We start from the raw sequence: 22,105 nt of genomic DNA, 5'->3' as shown, positions 1-22,105 counted from the left end.
CTAATTCTCTGTATTTCAGACATACCATGATGTTCAACCAATACAGGAATAATGTAGGTGCAGTTTTTCGTGATTTTAGCTTTGTAAATTGGTTGGTGTTTCGGGTGTTGGGTTGGGGGTTTTGTCTCTAAAATGGTGATGGATCACAGTTTGTTCCCCGCGTGGTTTTTGTTTTGAGACTGGTAGAGAGCGTGGGTGTCTTGGGAGGTATGGGTGGAACATTTAACTGAGGAAGATGTTAAGCAGCGTTTCATCACTCCTGCTTTGGTTGAGACGGCTGGTTGGGATCGTGAGCAGTTGTTTATGGAGGCCTTTGCCCCTGGCCAGATTATTGTTGATGGTCGTAAGACGCGGCGTGGTCGGAATTTGCGTGCTGATTATGTGTTGCGTATGAAGGGGACCGGTAAAGCGATTGCGGTGGTTGAAGCTAAGGGTGGGAACCGTAGTGTGAGTGCGGGTTTGCAGCAGGCTATGGGGTATGCGGTGAAGTTGGATGCGCCTTTTGCTTATTCTTCGAATGGTACGGGTTTTATTGAGCATGATTTTCTTACGGGGGCTGAACGAGAGTTTGGGCTTGGTGAGTTTCCTAGTGAGGATGAATTGTGGCAGCGGTATGTTGATGCTCGTGGTCTGAGTGGTGAGAGTCAGCAGGTACTTCGCGAGCCGTATCATTATGATCAGTTTATTGATAAGGAGCCGCGTTATTATCAGCGTATTGCTATTGATCGTACGGTGGAGGCTGTAGCTCAAGATAGGCGTCGGCTTTTGTTGGTGATGGCTACGGGTACTGGGAAGACTTTTACTGCTTTTCAGATTATTTGGCGTTTGCTTGAGGCGGGTAAGGTTAAGCGGGTGCTTTATCTTGCTGATCGTAATTATTTGCTTGATCAGACTATTAGTGGGGATTTCCGGCCCTTGGGTAATAGGCTTACTAAGGTACGTAACCGCAGGCTTGATAGTTCGTATGAGGTCTATCTAAGTCTGTATCATCAGTTGGCTGGTGAGGATGGGATGGAGCCATTCCGTCAGTTTAAACCTGAGTTTTTTGATCTAGTGGTGGTTGATGAGTGTCATCGTGGCTCGGCGAAGGATGATTCTCAGTGGCGTGCTGTCCTTGATTATTTCTCAAGTGCGATCCATTTGGGTCTGACTGCTACGCCTAAGGAAACCAAGGAGGTTTCTAACATTACCTATTTCGGGGACCCCATTTACACTTACAGTCTTAAAGAGGGTATTGCTGATGGGTTCTTGGCGCCCTATAAGGTTTTGCGTGCTGGGTTGAATGTGGATCTTGAGGGGTGGCGCCCTGAAGAAGGTAAAACTGATGTTGAGGGTCATTTGGTTGAAGACCGTGAGTACAACATTAAGGATTTCGATCGCAACCTAATAATTGATGAGCGTACTCAGATGGTAGCTAAGTATGTATCATCGTGGCTTCGTAAGTACGGTCAGGATTCAAAAACTATTGTGTTCTGTTCTGATATTGAGCATGCTGAGCGTATGCGTCAGGCTCTTGCGAATGAGAACGTGGAACAGATGCTGGCCGATCACCGTTATGTCATGCGTATTACCGGTGATGATGAAGAGGGGAAGAATCAGTTAGAAAACTTCGCTGACGTTAACGAGCCTTATCCCACGGTTGTTACTACCTCGAAACTGTTAACTACCGGAGTGGATGTTAAAACTATTAAGCTTATTGTGCTCGAAGCCAATATTGGCTCAATGACGGAGTTTAAACAGATTATTGGTCGAGGTACTCGCTTAGCGCCTGAGTATGGGAAGGAATTCTTTACGATTTTGGATTTCCGGGGCTCGACTCGTTTGTTTGCTGACCCAGATTTTGATGGTGAGCCGGTTGTTATTAAGGATGTCCTTGATGGTGATCGGGATGGTGAACCCGATTGGCCTGAGGATGATGATATTGATCCACCTATCGAACCGGGACCTTGCCCAGGTGTAGATCTTGATGATGATATTGAGCCGTTAACCCCAATTGATGATGACCGGGACCGGGATCGGGACCCTATTGTAGATCCTGGTAAACCAAGAAAAGTGCGGGTTAGGGGAGTAGAAGTTCGACTGCTTAATGAGCGTGTTCAGTTCATTGATCCTAAGAGCGGTAAACTCGTCACTGAGTCTGTGACGGATTATTCGAGGAAGAACCTGCTGGGCCAGTATGCCACTTTGAGTGAGTTCCTTGAAGCTTGGTCGCATGCTTCGCGTAAGGCTGCCCTCATTGAGGAACTTCAAGAACAAGGTGTACTCCTCGCAGCCTTGCGTGATGAGGCTGGGGATATTGGTCAGGATCTTGACGATTTTGATCTGATTATGCATGTGGCTTTTGATAAGCCACCTCTGACCCGGAAAGAACGTGCTAATAAGGTCAAAAAGACTGGCTATTTGCATAAATATTCTGAGGAATGTCAGGCAGTCTTGTCGGGCTTGTTGGAAAAGTATGCGACTCTAGGTGTTACCCAGATTGAAGATATTCGTATCTTAGCTAACGATCCGTTCTCACATTTCGGGTCCCCACCTAAGATTGTGAAAATGTTTGGCGGCAAGGATGACTATCTTAAAGCGGTACACGAACTTGTCGATTCTATCTACGCCGCATAAATAACTTAGAGGAAAAGTATTGTTATGAGTTTAAATTCTTTCATTTCCACCTCACGCAACATCATGCGCGGGGACGCTGGGATCAACGGTGATGCTCAGAGAATCGAGCAGCTCACTTGGCTTCTTTTCCTTAAGGTCTATGATGCCAAGGAAGAACAATGGGAACTTGACGAAGACGATTATATTTCCATCATTCCCGAGGAACTGCGTTGGCGGAACTGGGCAGTAGACAATAAAGACGGTCAAGCCCTAACAGGTCAGCCCCTGCTTGACTTCATCAACCTAGAACTCTTCCCAACGTTGAAAGCCCTGCCGGTTACTAAACGTACCCCGCTGCGTAAAGCAATTGTTAAAGCGGTCTTTGATGATGCGAACCAGTACATGAAGGACGGCGTTCTTATCCGCCAGCTGGTGAATCTGGTAGACGAGATTGATTTTGACAGTTACGAAGAACGCCACGCCTTCGGTGACATATATGAAAGTCTCCTTAAACAGTTACAAAGCGCAGGTTCTAGCGGCGAGTACTATACGCCCCGCGCAGTTACTGATTTCATGGTCAAAGCCACTAACCCAACCCTTGATGATTCAATCGCAGACTTCGCTGCTGGCACGGGTGGGTTCCTCACCTCTAGTCTCAAACATCTAGAGACCCAGGTGAACACGGTGGAGGACCGAGAAAAATACCGCAATGCAGTTCACGGCATCGAGAAAAAACCAATGGCCTACCTACTGGGGGTTACGAACCTATTGTTGCATGACGTGGACGCACCCAGTTTCTTCCACGGCAACTCCCTCGAACGCAATGTACGTGAGTTTAAAGAGGACGAAAAGTACACTCTGCTGCTCATGAACCCACCCTACGGAGGTACAGAACAGGCCAGCGTGCAAGCAAACTTCCCGGCCAATCTACGTTCAAGCGAAACCGCTGATCTATTCATGGCACTCATCATGTACCGCATGAAAAAGAACGGACGCGCTGGGGTGGTTTTGCCTGACGGTCTACTCTTCGGCTCTGACCGCGCCAAGCTAGAAATAAAGAAAAAACTACTAAAAGACTTCAACCTCCACACAATTATCCGCCTACCCGGAAGTGTCTTCGCCCCATACACCTCTATCGCCACAAACCTTCTGTTCTTCGATCACCAAGGACCAACTAAGGAAACATGGTTCTACCGCGTAGACCTACCCGAAGGATACAAGGCGTTCTCCAAAACCCGCCCCATGGAAATGAAGCACTTTGATGAGTGCTGGGAGTGGTGGCACGACCGCAAAGACATCAAGGACCTTGAGACCGACACCTACAAGGCGAAAAAGTTCACCGCGCAAGAGCTCGTGGATGTAGACTATAACTTTGACCAGTGCGGCTATCCCCAAAAGGTACAAGAAATCCTCACCCCAGAAGAAACCATCGCCAACTACCGCAAACGACGCGCCGAACTCGACGCCCAAATCGACCAACAAATCGCCCTCATCGAAGCCATCCTCAACGAGGCACGCGCATGATCGCAGAAAAACTAAGAAAGGCCGTGAGGGTAGCGGCGTTATCAGGTGACCTTACGCGCGATTTGCAAGTTTCCTCTGCTTCTCCCTGGCTACCGCGTGAAATACACAAAGTTATTACAGGACATAAAGGTGGTGGAACTCCATCGAAAACTGAAGTTAGTTATTGGGGTGGAGGTATTGCTTGGGCGAGCATCAAAGACATTAAATCGACTGTTCTAACGCGAACTCAAGACACAATTACAGAGAGAGGTCTTAAAGAATCCTCATCAAATTTAATTCCCGTTGATTCTGTCATCGTTGGGATGCGAATGGGAGTTGGTAAAGTTTGCGTAAATAAAATTGAGGTGGCAATCAATCAGGATTTACGTGCTCTTTTCCCGGACGATTCTGTTCTTCCGGAATATTTAATGCTCGCCATCTCTGGATTGGAGTTTCAGACCTCTGGTGCGACTGTTCAAGGTATTAAGTTAAAACAACTTCTTGATTCTAAAATTCTCATCCCACCTTTAAGTGAGCAGAAAGCCATCCTCGCGCGCCTTGAATTACTTGATTCTAAAATTGATCGTCTTGCTGAACTCGAGAGAGAGAGAGAAGATCTAGACCGCGACCTCCCAGATCTGCTTTTGCAAGGTCTGCTAAAACTTATTCTGGATTCGCAAATTTTAGGTCAAACACCTACGAAATTAGTAACCATAGGTGAGGCTTTTACCCTGAAAGCTGGAAAATTTATAAAGGCTTCTGAAATCAAGAGTTCAGGTGCCTATCCCTGCTTTGGGGGCAATGGTATACGTGGGTATGTTGACCGCTACAATTACGAGGGTACTTTTCCCCTTATTGGTAGGCAAGGAGCTCTTTGCGGAAACGTAAAGATAGCTAGAGGAAAATTTTATGCCACGGAACATGCTGTAACTGTGTCATGTAACTTAGACATAAATCCTGAATGGGCTTTTTACCTCTTAACTGCTATGAATCTAAATCAATATGCAACCGCAACTGCGCAGCCAGGATTAGCGGTGAAAAATCTTATGGCTTTGTCCTTTGGATTACCGTCTAATGAGTATCAAGATGATGTTGTTACTTTCTCTCGTAGGTATTGTGATGCATTAAGGCAACTAGAGTCTTTTACCTAAAATTATAAGTTTATAGGTAGTGAACTCGGGTAGTGCGTTGCATCTTCTTTTAATCTTGTGGCGCAGGATCTTGTTTTCTCTTGCCTATCTAATGATCTCTGATTTTTGATCTTTTGTTGTAAAACAACATGGATCGAAGGCGAAAACTGATGGATTGATTATTCCTTATGTGATGTCGCCAGGCCAACAATCCTCAAGAACAAAGAAAACTAATATTCGGGCATATTGCTAACTTGTGGTGGTTAGCGAAAGAGGCTCTTGACTTGTAGATAGAACAGTAGAAACATGAGTCTATTGGTGTAGAAGGTTCTTAGTTATCTTCCATGGAGAACATAAATTGATAAGTTCCAGAAAAATTGAGCAGAAAGCAGTTAATGCTGTAGAAGAACATCTTTTACCAGATGAAGTAATCCCTAATTTTCAAAGAAATGATAAAACTCCCGCATTTGATGGGGACATTTTTGTCTACGATAGGGAGTGCATAACTATTCGTGGAAAAATCCCGGTTCAGATTAAAGGAAAGACTTATACAAATAAGAAACATCCAAAATCATTCCCGTTAAAACGTACTGATATTCAGATATACAAGAACCTTGGTGGAGTATTATTTTTTGCAGTCTTTATCGATTTATCTGAGTCGAAACGGGATCCACAGGTGTTTTATTCGCTGCTTCATGGATCAAGATGTGAACGACTCTTAGAAGCTCGTCAAGGTAAGAGTATCAGTGTCCCTCTCAAGCGATTCCCGAGCGAGGAAAACCAAATTCGGCAACTAATGGAGATTGCTGTAGAGCACTTGAACCATCCGAAAGCTATTAGCCGTTCTCTTTTGAACAAAGTGGAGGTGAGAGGTTTCAAACTTGCGTCTATGCAAGACTTGAGTAATCCGGGAGAAGCCATTCAACTAGATAGCTTCAAAGATGATTTTACCCTATCGGTAATTGATAGTTTCGGAGAAGAGTTTTTACTTTCTTCCGCATCTGTAACATTAGCCCCAGCCATCGAAGAATACCCATTTTCTGTTGCTAGCGGAGAAGTTCTTTATGAAGATGTCTATAAGAAACAAAAGACCTCTTCTTCGGCGAAGCTTATACTATCTAGAGCCCTAGCTATAGACTTTGTGATCAATCCAGATAAACCTAGACTAAGCCTTAGACTTTCAACAGATGAAAGTATTCCTTTCGTAACATTGAAAAAAGCCGTCGAATTTATTGATGCTCTCGCGCGTACTAGAGAACTGCAGTTTGGTGAAGAAGGGGGCTTGAAAGTTGAAGGATTCGATCAGGCATATACTCAAAAAAATTCTGGGATGCTTCAGTATTGTCAAGAGCTATCTAGTTGTTGTACTTCTTTAGGAATTGATCCAAACTTTCTACTTCTGGGCGATATTAAACATATGAGATCAGATTTCCTTAAGGAAATGTCCTTAGCATTAGAAAAACGAGATAGGACGTTTGTTAACGCTGAAGGTGAGGGGAGAGTTGCATTTCCAGTGGGGGAAAAGCGCATTGAACTATTTGCCGGAGAAATAAACGGCGTAGAAGGTTTATATTCCTTATTTCAGCCAGATCAATTGTACTTTTATGCTGGTCCAGAAAATTGTGACTCGAGCACTAATAAGCTCATGCGTGCAACAATTTATGAAATTTTTGATGAGAAATCTTTACATTCAGTGTTAAACAATAATTTAGGTCATCTTGTTGAACACTACGAAAGCATTGGTATTAACTCCGATACACGTGACTTGGCGAATAACATGTGCCTGAAATTAATTAACCTTGGTGATAGGGAAGTTAACTATCGACCATACTACTATCGTCAAGCCAAAAAATTGCTTACATGGATTTCGGAAAAGTTCGGTGAGGAAGACTTCACAATAATCAATCGGATACAACTGAATAGAAGAGAACGTTTCTTAAGCGACACTGAGAAGAATATGTTACGTGATCTTAGGACTTCTCAATCAAGGGGTAATGGAGGAGAGTCATTGCTTCTAAACCTACTAATAGCAGGTCTTCTAGAAAATATAGATGATTTTAAGTATTACCATCAGAAAATGTCGTCGGAGGAGCTGGAAGAATTAATGAGATATCCAATCTGGACATTGTTCTTAAGCATGCCAACGATAGGGGGGATACTTAAAGGCGAAACTGATGAAGTTTTATTCTTTCCTTTGCCGCAGGATGAAAGGTCTTTGATTGAAAGATCTGAGATGGAGCAATCCTTCAAATAGTTTATTGGTGCTAGGTCATTATGTAGCACTATGTTGTCGGTAATTTCTACTGAGATGGGTTTTGTTTTTATTGCTACCCGAAAACCCGGCGGAGCGTCCTCGGCAAAGATGAAGGGGAGCTGGAAGCTGCATTTGGTGTGTTGATGTCTGGAGTTTCGGTGTCCTGCTAGAGTTAGCCTATGAAATCCGGAACTAGGGCCTCAGGTGGCAGGTCAGGTCTGCGAGTATTGCTGAGGTGCTTGTGGTGGCTTGGTTTCCTGCTGCAGGTACAGACTTTTGCCGGGTATTGGCATACTGATTACGTCAAGACTTTGATCTTTCGGGTCCCGGCTGGGCAGGTTTCGCCCCCATGGGTTGATAGGACTCGGCTGATATTGGCTTTGCTTGGGATTTTGCTTTGGGGCGTATTTTTGTTCTTGAAGCTAGTAGTTTCCTCCCGGCCGAATGGTGAGGGCCAGTCGCCGATGCCGTTTAGGGTTCTTCAAGACGTTTTGGCATGGGTGGTGAGTATTTTTACTCTTTTGCTGACCGTCTTCACTTGCTACATGTTTCTTCTTGACTAAGAGGTTTGTCTAAGGGGCTCCCTAGTTTTTGTCCCGGTTTGTGAGTTCGGTTGCCAGGGTGGCTAAATGGCCCCAAAGCATTTTATAATACACAGTGTCATAAAAATGGGGTGTGGCTGGTAGGCAGCGCACCCTTTAGTTATTAAGGAAAAATGCTTTGAACAAGTTACTGGCCAAACTCGCAATCATCTACATGGCCCTGGCCCTGACCGGCGGCTTCTTCTACCGCGAGTACACCAAATACGCCGAATTTAAGGGCTTCACCACCCTGTCTATCCTGCACACTCACTACTTCGTGCTGGGCATGTTCTTCTTCCTGATCATGCTGGCCCTAGAGGACCGCTTCCACTTCCTGGGCTCCAAGCTGGGCCACATTGGCCTGATCGTTTACAACATTTTCTTGAACGTCACCGTGATCATGATGATCGTCCGAGGCATCGTCCAGGTGGGCGGCAGTGAACTGGCCAAGGGCCCGAACGCGGCTATTTCTGGCATGGCTGGCCTGGGCCACATTGGCCTGACCGCGGGCCTAGTGCTGATCCTCGTCGCGCTCTACCAGGCTGTTGGCGCCGGGCAGGATCGCGGCGTTAAGCAGGCCTGATTATTTCTTGCCGAGGCCGTGGCGTTCACCTTTAACGGGTGGGCGCCACTTCTTCTTTTACGGGATAACCTTTCGTTTAGAAGCTTTAAACGCAACTTTAAGGGTCTAAAGTTTCGCTATTTACGGGTCGTCTGCCGGTAAACTGCTGTTAAGGGAAGTCCCATAGGGGGCCGGAGACGAGCTGAAGGAGGCAAGGATGCGACCCGAAGACGCCAGCACGGACCCGAAAGTAATCCTGCGTCCCGTGCAAGAATCGGACGTGCCCCAGTTCGCTCGAATCCACTTGGATGCCTGGGCGGAAGCCTACCGGGGACTACTACCTGATGAACTCCTTGACGCGCGCACGCTAGAGGGGCAAACCCAGAAGTGGCACCGTAGTTTGGCCCCTATGATCGCTGCCGGAAATGATATGGCCGGCGGGGAACGTGGAATGGCCGGTGGGGAACGCGGTGCGGCCGGTGAAGCGACTCCTGAGGTGCCCGCCCCGTCTAGCACCCCGGATAACGCTAGTGGGGAGCCCTGGGACGAATGCTTCGTCGCCGAAGTGGCCGGTGAACTGGTCGGCTGGATCATTGTGGGCCGGGCTCGGGAAGAAAACTACCAGCACATGGGGGAACTAAAAGGCATCTACGTGGCGCCCGAACACTTCGGGCAAGGTGCCGGCAGTGCCTTGATCGAACTAGGGGAGCGGACCATCGCCGCCCATGGACACGAAAGCGCCTACCTGTGGGTCCTAGCTGGAAACGAACGCGCCATCCGCTTCTACCAGTCACACGGCTGGCAGGCTCCCAGTGACTACGCCTCCAAGACCGTCAGCATTGACGGCCATGCGGCCACCGAAGAACGCTACGTCAAAAATCTGTTCTAAACGACCCGTCCCGAAGGACCCTTCCTGGCCGGCACTACCTTCACCAAAAGGTGCATCAGCACCAGATTCACGACCATCACCACAGACATGACCAAGCTGGTAAACAGCAGGGTCGTGTCACCCTGCCTGGTGGGCAGCAGGAACAATAGGTTCAGCATTACCGGCAGTTCAATCACTGCCGTCCATACGGGGATCGTAAAGCCCCAACGGGCAGTAACCAAAATCTGTACCACGTGAACCAGCAGGTGTACCGCGTAGGCAATAACCGCCCCGGCCAGCCAAACCGACGGTAACAGTAGGGCCACCAAAATAATCAGCAGCGCTTCCTCGGCGGCAATAAACCAAAACTGACGGCGGCTAAGCCGCAAGTGCCGGAACGGGGCCGGTAGGCGGTCACGGTTGCGATCCAGCCAAGGTAGGACGCGGGTGGCCTCTTCAAACTCATGAATACCAAACATGAGCAGGAAACCCACTAGAGCCAACCAAAAACTAACCGAGTCCACAAGATTCTCCTCAGATACAACAGTCGCAAAGGCATGTAAGGAGGTGTAAAAAGTTCTTTCTTAAAAGCCTTTATCCTAGCCTGTCGACCTTATCGTTTAGTTGTATTTGCCGAAATGAATATAGAAGATAATACTAAACAGAAGTTGCGCAATGCAGGCCACGACCTTCATTCCTGATAAGAGCGTATATAGAACGTGTCCAGAGGAAACTATCGCGTACTATAAGACACAGAAGCTGATTGTAAAGGAACAAAATGTCGTCTATCTGTCCTACTGTTTGGATCGTTAGTCCCTGTTATAACGAGGAAGAAGTCCTGCGTATTACCGCTCCAAGAATGATTGAAAAAATCAATTCCCTTCAAGAGCAGAGAGTCATTAGCGAATTTAGCTCAGTGTTACTAGTAGACGATGGATCTTCAGACAATACATGGAGAATTATCGAAGAATTGTGCGAGAGTGATCCCCGTTTTAAGGGATTGAAATTAGCGCATAATAGAGGGCATCAAAACGCGTTATATGCCGGTTTGATTGAGGCCAAAGACTATTGTGATTATTCATTTAGTATTGATGCAGACCTACAAGACGATGTTAATGTTTTGGACAAAATGCTCGAGGAAGCGCAGGCTGGGGCAGAAATAATTTTCGGAGTACGTGAAGCCCGTTCGACCGATACCTTCTTTAAACGGAATACGGCAAAGGGGTTCTACTCGGTAATGCAGCATTTGGGGGCAGATACAATTCCCAATCATGCGGATTGTCGATTGATGTCCAAGCGTGCTATGGAAGCGCTATCCGAATATGAAGAAAGAAACCTATTCTTACGAGGTCTAGCGGTTGACCTTGGATTCAAAACTGCGATAGCAACATATGATCGTTCAAAACGAGAAGCCGGAGAATCTAAGTATCCGCTTAAAAAGATGTTGGCTTTTGCCTGGCAGGGAATCACGTCATTTTCTACCAAACCGCTAAAGATGATCACTCGGCTAGGGTTTAGCGTCTTCATTATTGGCATTGCCCTATTGATCTACACACTAGTGCAGTTCTTCCGCGGCGTTACTGTTGAAGGTTGGGCGTCACTCTCCGTATCAATCTGGATTATTGGTGGCTTAGTCATGCTTTCAATAGGAGTGTTAGGTGAATATATCGGCAAGATCTATGATGAAGTGAAACGGCGCCCCCGTTACTTCCCTGAAAAGACGACATGGAAATGAATTAATAACTTCCTTCTATCCAGGCAAGGATATCTTCCACATAAGTCTTATTATCGTCTGCGTAGCCGGGGAAAGCAGTTCTATTTGGGAGCTTTGGAATGTCTTTAAGAGGACATTTTTCATGTCCGCATTGTTGCTTTACCGCTTTAAGGAAAGTAACTCCAACCGGATAGTTTTCCGACTGGGCAACATACAGGTTCCTGGCCGTGAAGAAAGATGAGAATATCATTAATCCAACTGAAATAGCTGCTGTTAATCGTAACAATTTTTCCAAAGGCGATTGACTCTTCTGGATTTGCGCATTTCTTGTATTTTGTGTCCCTTTTACGTAGATAAAATCAAGAAGAACAAGAAAAATGGAACTTAACAAGAAGAGCATCGGGTAGTTGAAAACACGAATTTGTCCTAGTCCGGGTAGGGCGGCGAGGCCAAAAGAGACTCCAAATGCTGAGATAGTGAAGACTATCTTCGAGCCGTGGTCTAACCAGATAACAAGAGAAATAATGAACCACGCAAGAAGCGATAAACTACCAATAACACTTACAGTGCGGTATGAATTGCCTTCCAAGAACGACTGTAAATCCATATCTGACAACAGGTAGAGCCATGAAACGGAAAGAATAAGGCTTACTGTCGCTATCGAAAGTCTAAGGAGAAGTGAAAGGGAACGTGCTGTCAAAACTGAAGCAGCCATTAGAATACTAAAACCAATAACCAAGACAGAATAGTGTAAGTTCCAACTAAAGAATGTAAGTGAAATTTTTTGTAGTAGGGGACGATCCGGCGTAGCTTCATTAAAAGTACCAAGCTTTGCCCAAAGTCCAGGCGCGAGGAACATCTCTATCGAACCCACTAAAGCAGGAACTGAAAACAGCAAGTAGTTTTTTAAGCCAATTTCTTTTAAATATAAAAGGCCCATAATAGCAACCCAGACCAATACGATCGCAGCAGCTTGTTCATGCATCGTGGCAACTATCCCTAAAGTAGAGCCTGCTGCTAGGGAGTGCGTTACAGATCCTCCATTTCTTATAAAAAAGAATTGCAGGGACCAAATTAAGAGGGCCGCAGGGACTAGGTAGTTACATATTGCAGCGCTATAAAGAAGTAGATTTGAGGATGAACTCAGAGTCGCGAATGGAAATAAGAACAGTACCGACAGAATCCAAGTGATTTCGATCAGCCAAGCATTGTGCCCAGTAATAGCTCCTGAAAGCTTAAGAGTTGATTTAGCAATTAATGCTGCACATAGTACGGTAATTGCACTTACTAGCCATTTCCCAACGTTAGCGCCCCAATAGAAGACCGCACCGGAAAGCCAATCTGCAGTCCTCCCCGTATGTGAAACCCAAAGCATCTTGAAGAAATCCCACCATTGCTGTCTCGTTCCTTCATGGATTTTGAAAGTAGAATGGCCAGTCGAAAAATAGATTTCATCTCCGTTGCCTAGCGAATAGTTCCAAAGCAGACGAATGAAGAAGAAAGCAGATAACCCAACTATAAAGGGCGCTAGCTTTGTAAGTTTGAAAGGTACAGATTGGTTCCGAAAATTTTGGGGATTCATATTACTGAGCCTTTGGAGGTTCCTTAGGTGATAGAACAAGTTTTGTTAGAACAAAAGTGAATGGTATAGCGATTACCGAAGCTATCAAGGTTGCCAATCGCGCATTGACAATGGAATAGTAGATCAACGCGTAACTACCAAAAGTTGTGATGAAAAAGTTCAATAACGTGGTCGAAGGAAATAGCATAAAGCGTTTCCACGTTGGTTTTACTTTAAAAGTGAAACGACAATTCATGAAAAATGAAAAAACAATAGCTAAACACCAAGCAGCAATATGAGCAAAGAGCCAATCGCTTAGTTCGCCGCCTAGCACAATGATTAGCTCGAGGAACAGTAGATACGTGAGATAGTAAAAGGCAGTATTCGCTAAACCCACTAGGCCAAAGCGGACTAGCTGTTCAAAAGTGCGCTTACTAAGCTTCATTAAAAATCCTATGACTATGTTTTCTTCTGTATGCGGTTTCTTAAGTATCGATGTACCGATAGGATGATCTCGAAATGGAAAGAACCAGTTATAAGATAACAGCCTAACTATAGTCTAGTTTCAGGGTAAAAATCAGAGCAATCCTGCTTTTACAACAAGCAAATAACACTCTAGATAGGGCCTTCCTGCTAGCGGAAAGTGCTCCGGTAATGCGATTCGATGGCCGGTGCACAATCCAAAATGTTGTAGGCTCGAACGCCCGCAAGAAGCTAAATTGACGCTGACAAAGCGAACTGGTGGCACCTTGAAAGGGCGACGCCTAGAGTAGGGCTGCTTCCCACCAGGCGATACCCGCCAGCACGGGGAGCAACTGGGTGGCAAACAGGGCGGAGTCAAAACGTAGCACCCCATAGTCACCCTCAGAGAAGTACTCGGCGCGCACGGTCCGAACCCCGCCCGGACCAGACACGACCATCTGAATCCCGCGGTCGGTCACCTGGAAATCACAAGCCGACAAGTGGTGCTTATCGAAATACCTAAGCTGCTGCAGTTCCGGCTCAAAAGACCAAAACTCGCTGGCGCCCTGCTCACCAAAGCCCAAACACCAAGCGGAATGCTGCTGACCGTAAGTATCAGCCTCCGCCTCTGTGGGCACACCCCCATACAGGTGCGGGCGACTACCCGCCAAGGGTCCAAAACCGGGTGCAGGGGAGGGAAGCTCGGATTCAGCCCCGAAGCGCTCCCGGCTAATTAACAGCGGGTCGCAATCAAAACGGGCCGAAGCGCTAAAGCGGCTAGAGACCACCATGAAATCACCCAGGTCCGAAGACAAAACCGTCTCCGACAGGCGACTAGTGCGAGCAAAACGCAACTCGGTCACGCGCTGCGGATCCCCCTCCACGACCGGACCCAAGGCATCCAAAGCTAGGGGAGTGGCAGCGCGGCGGGCCTTCAAGGCGGCCTTAAACTCCTTATGGAAGGGCAGCTTCTGCGCCCACTTCCACTGCTTATCCTCTGGCAACTTCTGGGCCTTCACATAAGCCTTCGGGGGACGAGTCTCAAAAGCCTTCGCCAGCTTGCTCAAGCTGCCACCTTCAGCTTCAAACAGGCGCAGTGTGGCCAAAAGGGCGGTGGCGAAAATCAGGGTGAACCGCTCCGGCACCCCACAGGTCAACGGATGCTTCAGCTGCAATGCTGCGCCCGCGGCGTCCGAGCCCGGCCGGGCTGCCGGCCAATCCACCTGCCCCAACCAAGGCTCAGTCGAAAGCGCACCCGGGGCCTCCACCTGCACGCCAGAGGCGTCAACAAACAGGCTGCTACCGGTGTAGCTGGCCAGCGGATTCTGCAACCACACCTGCGGCTCATGGGCACGAATGACCTCCGGGCCCTGCGCCTCCAACTGGCTTTCTGTATCCGGCTGGGTACCGGACTGGCCCTCAAAATCAACCGGGGGATAGAGCGCATTTAAGGGCGTACTCAAGTGCCAACAGGGTTGACCATCCCCATCAAAAACCACAAACAATAGCTGCTGGCGGCCCTTCACCTCCGGGTCCCAAGGCGTAAAACAACGCGTGGTAAACGGACCCGACAGACCCAACTCCGCCTGCCATCGCTCACGCACCTCAGGCGCAAAATCCACCTGGAAAGACGGCAAATCCGGCAGGCCAGAAACCAGCACATCATCAGCGGGCGGCAGCGCCTCAAAAGTCGCCCACCCGTCCAAAGTTACCGACTTAAAAGCGCCTGCCGGGACGCCCTCGTCATCAGTAGCAGCTAGAGTGATCGCCACCTGGCCCGCCAAGTACGGCTCCTTAAACGGGTTCGTAATGCCCTCCCAGCGGGACGCAAACGGACGCAGCGCATCCACCTGCTGCTGCAGGGCCTTCCGGGACTCCTTATCCAAACCCGGATCCGCTAGTTCTGCCTCGAACTGCGCCAGCTGCTCATCGGAGCCAACCAGCCACTGCCAAGCGGGCATGCCAACCAAAAAATCTGCCAAAGTGTAATCCATGTCTCCAAGTAAAGCAGTAGGTCCCAAGGTCGTCAAATATGAGCCTGTATCTGCCTACCTGACAGTAATTTTCTGGCCCCATCCCACCTCAAAACCTTACCTCCCGGAGTGTGGGTGGGTGCTGAGGGTGCGGTCGGGCATTTGCGGGCTTGTCCCGCAAGGGCGGCAGCGCCCACACACACCCGGGAGGAATAGAGACTGCTTTGGGGCCTCACCCGTATGGGCGGCTTTGGGGAAAGCAAAACCGCGCCCTCGCCAAAAGGCAAAAGGACGCGGTCACGCTTAGCCGGGCTTAAACCGGTCTAGGTAATGGGGGGAGCCCCTAGTCCATTAGGGCCTCACCCGTATCGGCTTCCGTCCCGGCATTCAGCTGCGCATCATGCAGGCGACGGTAAGCGCCATTGGCGGCCAGCAGCTCCCGGTGGGTACCCTGCTCCACGACGTTACCGTTCTCCATCACCACGATCAGGTCCGCATCGCGAATCGTGGACAGGCGGTGGGCAATGACGAAACTGGTACGACCCGAACGCAGTTTGTTCATGGCATGCTGCACCAGCACTTCGGTACGAGTATCGACGGAGCTGGTTGCCTCATCCAGTATCAGAATCTGCGGGTCGGCCAGGAAGGCACGAGCAATGGTCAGAAGCTGACGCTCACCATTCGAAATACCGCCACCGGACTCATCCAAGTGTGTCTGGTAGCCATCGGGCAGGGAGCGGATAATGCGGTCCACATTGGTGGCCTTCGCTGCGGCAATGACCTCTTCTTCCGTGGCCCCGACCTTACCAAAGGCCAGGTTTTCCATAATGGAACCGGTGAACAGCCAAGTATCCTGCAGCACCATGCCAATGCGGGAACGCAGGTCATCACGCTTCAAATCCAGCGTATTAATCCCGTCCACATAGATCGCGCCCGAGTCAATCTCATAGAAACGCATCAGCAGGTTCACCAGGGTGGTCTTACCGGCACCCGTCGGGCCCACGATCGCGACCGTGTGACCGCGCGGAACCTCCAGGGTCAAGTCGGTAATGATCGGCTTGCCGGGCACGTAGCTGAAGTCCACGTCGCGGAAGGAAACCGCCAGGTCCTTACCGTCCTGGGCGGGATCCTCATGCGGAGCCCCGGCTGCACGGTCTTGCTCCGTACGCACATCATCGCTGAGCTCTTCGGCATCCAGGAACTCAAAGACACGCTCCGCACTGGCCGCGCCAGACTGTAGCATCGAAGCCATCGACGCCAGGGTCGAAAGCGGCTGAGTGAACTGACGCGAGTACTGAATGAAGGCCTGCACGTCACCCAGGGTCATGGTGCCCGAGGCAACCTTATAGCCGCCGGCCACCGCGATCATCACGTACGCGAGGTTCGACAGCAGCACCATTAGCGGCATCATCGCAGAAGAGAAGAACTGCGCCTTAAAGGTGGACTGCTGAACCTGCGAGTTCGCGGCCTCAAAGTTCTGTGCGAACTGCTCCTGCAGCCCGTACAGGGTGGTCACTTCCTGGCCGGTGAAGGCCTCTTCAACCACGCCCGAAACCTGGCCGGTGGCCTTCCATTGGGCAGAGAAGTGCGGTTTGGCCTTCTTCACCACGAACCCACCAATGATCATCGCGAAGGGGATGATAATCAGGGTCAGTAGCGCCAACTGCCAAGAGATCCAGAACATCATGCCCAGCATGCCAAACAGCGTCAAAATGCTGGTCAGCAGCTGCGTCATGGTCTGCATCAGCGTCTGCGTAATATTGTCAATATCGTTGGTAACGCGCGAAAGCAGGTCACCACGCGAAGACCCATCCAGGTACGCCAGGGTCACCCGGTCGATCTTATCCTGCACCTGGCGGCGCATACGGTAACCGGTATTCTGCACCACGATACGCATCATCAGGCCGGCAATAAAGGAAATTACCGAGGACGCTACATAGATCGCCACAACCAAACCCAGGGTCTTGGCTAGGGCATTCCAGTCCGTGCCCGCCCCCGGGTTCAGGTTCATGGCTTCCACCATGGAGGCAATATCGCCCTTACCCTGAGCCTTCAGGCCCGCAATCAGCTGGGCTTTAGTGACCCCGGCGGGCATCTTCGAGTTAAAGATCCCCTCAAAGACAATATTCGTAGCATTACCCAGGATCTTCGGGGCAGCCACAGATCCGGCCACCGCCAGGGCGGTAAATAGCAGGATCAGGTTTAGACGTAGTCGTTCCGGTTTCAACCAAAGGATCAGGCGCAGCATCGTGCCCTTGAAGTCTTTGGTCTTACGTGTGGGGTCAGCGCCCCGACCATGATGACTCATTTGGCGGCCTCCTCTGCATCGATCTGGGAATCAACGATTTCCTTATACGTCTCACAGGTCTCTAGTAGTTCCTGATGCTTACCCAAGCCCACCAGGCGACCGGCATCAATGACCATGATCTGGTCCGCCAGCTCAATGGTGGATACGCGCTGGGCGACCATAAACACGGCCGCGTCCCCAATCGCCTCGGGCAGGGCCGCACGTAGGCGAGCCTCCGTCGCATAGTCCAGGGCAGAGAAAGAATCATCAAAAATGTACAGGTCCGCGTGACGGTACAGGGCCCGCGCAATGGTCAGGCGCTGACGCTGACCGCCAGAGAAGTTCTTACCGCCCGTATCCACGTGCGCATCCATGCCGTCATCTAGGCGAGAGACAAACTCCCAAGCCTGCGCGGCCTCGAGCGCGAAACGCACCCGCTCCTTCACCTGATCAGTAATCTGATCCTCCGGTAGGGAGGCGACCGAAGAAGCGATCGTCCCAGAGAACAGGTACGCGGTCTGCGGGACGTAAGCAATATGCTGACGCAGCGTGGGCAGGTCGTACTCACGCAGGTCCTTATCATTCACGCTAATCCGGCCCTCAGACGGATCGATTAGGCGAGGTAGCAGGGCCGCCAACGTGGACTTACCCGAACCGGTCGAACCGATCACCGCGGTGGTCGTCCCCGGCTTCAGGACCGCCGAAATCCCGGCGATCACGGGAACTTCCGCACCCGGGTACTGGACGGACACGTCCTCGAACGCGAAGGTTGTGGGGGTGGAATCCGCCTGCGGGGCGGGTAGCTTAATTGCGCCCTCGTCAGAGGAAATCACGGGCTTGGTCTTCAGGACCTCACCGCAACGGTCCGCACACACAGCCGCGCGCGGGATCATCATGAACATGAAGGACAAGACCATGACCGCGAAGAAGATCTGCATCAGGTAGTTCAAGAAGGCGACCATCGCGCCCACTTCCATATTCCCCGAGTCAATCCGGATCGCGCCGAACCAGATCACGGCCGAGGACGCCAGGCCAATAATAAGGTTCACGGCCGGGTTCATAATGGAGAAGACCTTACCGATACCAAGGTTGGTATCGCGCAGGTTCTGGTTGGCCGTATTGAAGCGTTCACTTTCGGCTTCTTGACGGACAAAGGCGCGGATTACGCGGGCACCGGTCAGCTGCTCACGCAGGACCGCGTTGATGGCGTCCGTACGCTTCTGGGACAGCTTGAACAGGGGCTGGAGTTTGTACATCAAAATGCCCATGACCACAGCCAATAGTGGGACCACCACGACTAGTAGTAGGGACAGTCCGGCGTCCTGACGGATAGCCATAATGACGCCACCAATACCCATAATGGGGGACATGATGATGAAGGTCAGGCCCATAATGGTCAGGCCCTGAATCTGCTGAATATCGTTGGTGGCGCGGGTAATCAGGGACGCAGCCTCGAAATCGTGCATTTCCGTGCGGGAGAATTTCTGCACGGTCGCGAAGGTATCGCGGCGAATATCGTGACCCATGCGAGTACCGGTGCGCGCCCCAAAGTACAGGGCCATTAGGCTGGCCAGTAGCTGAATGCCGGTCATCCCCAGCATGATCCAGCCGTAGTACATGATCTTTCCGGTATCACCGGTGACAACGCCCTTATCAATAATGTCGGCGTTAAGTGATGGCAACCAGAGGTTGGCAATTGTTTGTACGATCTGCAAGAAAACCACTAGCAGGATTTCCCACTTATAGGGTTTTGCATAGTACTTTAGAAGTCTAAAGAGCATAAAAATCCTTTCTACCTATAGATGCTACTCCTGACCGGAGTTTTCAGAACCGAAACTGGTAGAAAAAGGGCGCTTCTTTTGGGCATCTCACATAGGATGTGAGCTGGGTTAAAGAAATCCCCCGCCAGTGCCTCCAAGGAGGACTGACGGGGGATTTATCTAGTTTTGCTTGCCTTAGCGGTTCGACATCCGAACGCCGGGCGTGACGTGATCGATCTCAGGCTGCGCAGCTAATTCCTTAGCTAGCGCCTCGAGCTCGTTCAGGTCAGCACAGTTCAGCGACCAGGTAATGAAAGTGGTGCTGCCAATGGCAACGGAGTCACTTTCACACTTGTGCTTCTGGGCTAGTTCCTTGAGCTTGGCATCAAAAGCCAGTGGTACCTGACCGTCCTGGAATCCTTCTACAATGGGATCCTTTGGGTTCAGTTCCAGGTCGAAACTGGCCGGCTGCCCGGTTCCTGGGGCGGGCGTGCCCGCCGGGGAAGAACCAGAGCCCGGTTCGGCAGTGCCTTCTGGCGTTAGCGGAACGGATTGACTCTGAGGTGGTTTCACGGTTTCCTCGCTGGGGTTAGGGCTGGGAGTAGCGGAAACAGTCTTCGAAGTGCCCGATTCCGGGGTCTTCGCTTCGTCTGCTGCCGAACTACACGCACCCAGTCCAAACACCAGGGGGAACGTGAGGGCTAGAGCTGCTCCTTTTCGCGTCATTCGCATCAGCGCCACCAGCGGTAGTAACCGCCGTTGTAGTAGCTGCGGCTACGAACAGTGAAGGAAGTAGTCGCAACCCTAGTGGTCTTGGAATCAACCGCAATCAGGTTGTGCGAGCCCGCACTGATGTAGTAGGACAGGCGCCACGGGACGCGGACCATACCGAAACGGTCAGCGTAGGCAGAGCCTAGGTAGGAACGCTGGTTATCAACGTAGAAGGTAATCCGAGCATTCGGGGTGAAGTTGTAACCACGAACCTCAGTGCTGCCACCCTGGTAGAGGTAGTACTGAGACATGAATAGGCTCGGGTTGGTAACCGGAGTCGGCTTGGGATCCGGACGCGGGGTCGGCTTCGGATCGGGCTGCGGGGTCGGCTTCGGATCGGGCTGCGGGGTCGGCTTCGGGTCAGGCTGCGGGGTCGGCTTAGGTGCCGGCTTCGGGTCTGGCTTCGGAGCGGGCTTGGGATCTGGCTTCGGGGTCGGCTTGGGGGCCGGGGTCGGTTCCGGAGTCTCACCCAACTGTTCAGCTAGGGCATCGGTAGCCTTCTTAGCGTTCAAAAGCCCAGTGCCACAGCCCTTGGTGCAAGAAGCTAGCGGCTTGGTGTTCTCAGTCAGCAGGTCACGGACCTCATCGAAGGTCAGATCGGGATCCATAGCCTTCAGTAGGGTAGCGACACCAGCGACGTGCGGAGCAGCCTGAGAGGTGCCCTGCATCTGACCGTAGGTGAAGGAACGCTGAGTGGTGCGACCAGAGTCCACGGTGGAAAGAATCGTGCCGTTCTTGTAGTGGGCATCGCCACCGGGGGCAGTCAAGTCAATCCGACGTCCGTAGTTAGAGAAGTAGGAAAGCTTACCGGTCGGACCAGAAGCAGCCACGGTGATCACGTTATCGCAGTTAGCGGGAACGGAGTTGCGGGCATCCTTAGCCTCATTACCAGCAGCCACCACGATTACGGCACCGCGGCGGGTAGCTTCGTTAATCGCATCCTGGTAGTAGCGAGGGCAGGTGTTCGAAGCGCCACCTAGGGACATATTGATGACCTTAGCGGGGTGTTCGTTTACCGGTACGCCTGGGACCTTACCGCCGGAAACCCAAGTAATAGCAGCGGCAATATCAGCAGAGGTACCACCGCACTTACCTAGGGCGCGGGCGTGAATCAGGCTAGCTTCGGGAGCAATACCCGAAATGCCTTCGCGGTTGTTCTGGGTGGCAGCAATGATGCCGGCCACGTGCGAACCGTGCCAAGAGGAAGAAATGAAGCGGTCAGGCTTGTTGTAACCACAAGCATCCTTTTCAGTCCAGTCGCCCTCATCATTCGGGTCGTCGTCACGGCCATCGCCGTCACGAGAAATCCGGGCACTGGAAATGAAGTCGTAACCGCCTAGGTAGCGATCACGTAGGTCGGGGTGGTTGATGATGCCAGAGTCAATGACGGCGACAGTCGCGCCGCGACCCTTGGTGTGACGCCATGCGCCCTGCACATCAATGCCCCATTCCTTGTGTAGAGACCACTGTTCTTCGAAACGGGGATCGTTCGGAGCTTCAGGGGTTTCTTCACTGACTTCGGCAAGCTGTTTAACCTCAATGTCGGGTTCGACGTATTCGACGTTGGGGTTAGCGGAAACACGCTCCATGAAGCGCTTAGCGTCAGCCTCATTTAGGGGCTTCTTTAGTTCAATGGTGGTAATCGAAGGTAGGGCAGCCTTGCCGCCTTCAACCTGGGTACCAGCCTGGGAAGCGGCCCGGGCTACGCGATCTTGCGTGCTGGAGCTGAGCTTCTGGGCGGTATTTTCATGACGGCTGGAATCAGTAACAGTCCGAGCGTCACGGGTGCCTTCCTTGAACTTCACCACGAAGCGCTTAGTTAGCTTCTGACCGTAAGTGTCAGCTGACGTAGATACAGGATGGGTATCGGCTTCAGCCTGGGCGCTTACGGGGACAAGTACAGTCGCTGCCAAAGCGGCCACTGCTAGAGTCGCGTAAGTTCTTTTCACGCTATCCCCCTCTTTTAGATTGAATATCGGGTTTTTTGCTGAAAAACAGTCAAAATGACTTCTAGTCCGAAATAGTTACTAACAAAAGTAAAAATTTCTCAGCCGAACTAATCAGCTAAAAAGTATTAGATTGCC

Annotated in this window: 15 protein-coding genes; 7 read left to right on the top strand and 8 right to left on the bottom strand. The window is 50.5% G+C overall.

Features of this window, described 5'->3' with window-relative positions; translation table 11 throughout:
* Positions 1-213 precede the first annotated feature (213 nt).
* The 6 genes from hsdR (at position 214) to BSR28_RS00980 (ending at position 9,514) form a co-directional block, all read left to right on the top strand.
* A complete protein-coding gene (gene hsdR, locus BSR28_RS01010; protein ID WP_143237523.1) occupies positions 214-2,616 on the top strand; it encodes an EcoAI/FtnUII family type I restriction enzme subunit R in 2,403 nt (800 codons plus the stop codon).
* A 24-nt stretch (positions 2,617-2,640) separates the two neighbouring features.
* A complete protein-coding gene (locus BSR28_RS01005) occupies positions 2,641-4,119 on the top strand; it encodes a class I SAM-dependent DNA methyltransferase (protein ID WP_073713062.1) in 1,479 nt (492 codons plus the stop codon).
* Complete coding sequence (locus tag BSR28_RS09085; RefSeq protein WP_073713061.1) at positions 4,116-5,249, top strand: restriction endonuclease subunit S; 1,134 nt, start codon at positions 4,116-4,118, stop codon at positions 5,247-5,249. Before BSR28_RS01005 ends, BSR28_RS09085 begins: the two co-directional genes overlap by 4 nt.
* Positions 5,250-5,586: 337 nt before the next feature.
* Complete coding sequence (locus tag BSR28_RS00995; protein WP_073713060.1) at positions 5,587-7,482, top strand: hypothetical protein; 1,896 nt, start codon at positions 5,587-5,589, stop codon at positions 7,480-7,482.
* Between the two features lie 720 nt (positions 7,483-8,202).
* Positions 8,203-8,646 (top strand): DUF2871 domain-containing protein, encoded by a 444-nt coding sequence (locus BSR28_RS00985; protein ID WP_073713058.1) that lies wholly within the window; start codon positions 8,203-8,205, stop codon positions 8,644-8,646.
* Positions 8,647-8,842: 196 nt separating this feature from the next.
* On the top strand, positions 8,843-9,514 hold the full coding sequence (locus BSR28_RS00980) for a GNAT family N-acetyltransferase (protein WP_073713057.1): 672 nt from the start codon (positions 8,843-8,845) through the stop codon (positions 9,512-9,514).
* Here the strand turns inward: BSR28_RS00980 and BSR28_RS00975 are convergent.
* A complete protein-coding gene (locus BSR28_RS00975; RefSeq protein WP_073713056.1) occupies positions 9,511-10,017 on the bottom strand; it encodes an HXXEE domain-containing protein in 507 nt (168 codons plus the stop codon). The genes BSR28_RS00980 and BSR28_RS00975 overlap by 4 nt on opposite strands.
* 254 nt (positions 10,018-10,271) lie before the next feature.
* Here BSR28_RS00975 and BSR28_RS00970 point away from each other — a divergent pair, with 254 nt between their 5' ends.
* On the top strand, positions 10,272-11,228 hold the full coding sequence (locus BSR28_RS00970) for a glycosyltransferase family 2 protein (RefSeq protein WP_073713055.1): 957 nt from the start codon (positions 10,272-10,274) through the stop codon (positions 11,226-11,228).
* Position 11,229: 1 nt separating this feature from the next.
* Here BSR28_RS00970 and BSR28_RS00965 read toward each other — a convergent pair whose 3' ends face one another.
* From BSR28_RS00965 to BSR28_RS08790, 7 genes are all read right to left on the bottom strand, one after another.
* Positions 11,230-12,789: a hypothetical protein gene (locus BSR28_RS00965; protein WP_073713054.1), complete on the bottom strand. Its 1,560-nt coding sequence runs from the start codon at positions 12,787-12,789 to the stop codon at positions 11,230-11,232.
* Between the two features lies 1 nt (position 12,790).
* Positions 12,791-13,213, bottom strand: coding sequence for a GtrA family protein (locus BSR28_RS09275; protein WP_073713053.1), 423 nt, complete (start codon positions 13,211-13,213; stop codon positions 12,791-12,793).
* Positions 13,214-13,532: 319 nt separating this feature from the next.
* On the bottom strand, positions 13,533-15,224 hold the full coding sequence (locus BSR28_RS00955) for a hypothetical protein (protein WP_073713052.1): 1,692 nt from the start codon (positions 15,222-15,224) through the stop codon (positions 13,533-13,535).
* 322 nt (positions 15,225-15,546) lie between these two features.
* On the bottom strand, positions 15,547-17,511 hold the full coding sequence (locus tag BSR28_RS00950; RefSeq protein WP_073708551.1) for an ABC transporter ATP-binding protein: 1,965 nt from the start codon (positions 17,509-17,511) through the stop codon (positions 15,547-15,549).
* Positions 17,508-19,271, bottom strand: a complete 1,764-nt coding sequence (locus BSR28_RS00945) for an ABC transporter ATP-binding protein (protein ID WP_073713051.1) — start codon at positions 19,269-19,271, stop codon at positions 17,508-17,510. Before BSR28_RS00945 ends, BSR28_RS00950 begins: the two co-directional genes overlap by 4 nt.
* A 174-nt stretch (positions 19,272-19,445) precedes the next feature.
* A complete protein-coding gene (locus BSR28_RS00940; RefSeq protein ID WP_073713050.1) occupies positions 19,446-19,982 on the bottom strand; it encodes a hypothetical protein in 537 nt (178 codons plus the stop codon).
* A complete protein-coding gene (locus tag BSR28_RS08790; RefSeq protein WP_198928895.1) occupies positions 19,982-21,970 on the bottom strand; it encodes a S8 family peptidase in 1,989 nt (662 codons plus the stop codon). Before BSR28_RS08790 ends, BSR28_RS00940 begins: the two co-directional genes overlap by 1 nt.
* Between the last annotated feature and the right edge of the window lie 135 nt (positions 21,971-22,105).

This window comes from Boudabousia liubingyangii, assembly GCF_001907245.1.
Lineage (GTDB): Bacteria > Actinomycetota > Actinomycetes > Actinomycetales > Actinomycetaceae > Boudabousia > Boudabousia liubingyangii.
This window is presented reverse-complemented; position numbering and strand designations above follow the sequence as displayed.

Bases quoted from the DNA above. Each gene is read 5' to 3' on its own strand.
- BSR28_RS01005 (WP_073713062.1), top strand. From the start codon at position 2,641: ATGAGTTTAAATTCTTTCATTTCCACCTCACGCAACATCATGCGCGGG.
- BSR28_RS09085 (WP_073713061.1), top strand. From the start codon at position 4,116: ATGATCGCAGAAAAACTAAGAAAGGCCGTGAGGGTAGCGGCGTTATCA.
- BSR28_RS00980 (WP_073713057.1), top strand. From the start codon at position 8,843: ATGCGACCCGAAGACGCCAGCACGGACCCGAAAGTAATCCTGCGTCCC.
- BSR28_RS00970 (WP_073713055.1), top strand. From the start codon at position 10,272: ATGTCGTCTATCTGTCCTACTGTTTGGATCGTTAGTCCCTGTTATAAC.
- BSR28_RS00965 (WP_073713054.1), bottom strand. From the start codon at position 12,789: ATGAATCCCCAAAATTTTCGGAACCAATCTGTACCTTTCAAACTTACA.
- BSR28_RS09275 (WP_073713053.1), bottom strand. From the start codon at position 13,213: ATGAAGCTTAGTAAGCGCACTTTTGAACAGCTAGTCCGCTTTGGCCTA.
- BSR28_RS00955 (WP_073713052.1), bottom strand. From the start codon at position 15,224: ATGGATTACACTTTGGCAGATTTTTTGGTTGGCATGCCCGCTTGGCAG.
- BSR28_RS00950 (WP_073708551.1), bottom strand. From the start codon at position 17,511: ATGAGTCATCATGGTCGGGGCGCTGACCCCACACGTAAGACCAAAGAC.
- BSR28_RS00945 (WP_073713051.1), bottom strand. From the start codon at position 19,271: ATGCTCTTTAGACTTCTAAAGTACTATGCAAAACCCTATAAGTGGGAA.
- BSR28_RS00940 (WP_073713050.1), bottom strand. From the start codon at position 19,982: ATGCGAATGACGCGAAAAGGAGCAGCTCTAGCCCTCACGTTCCCCCTG.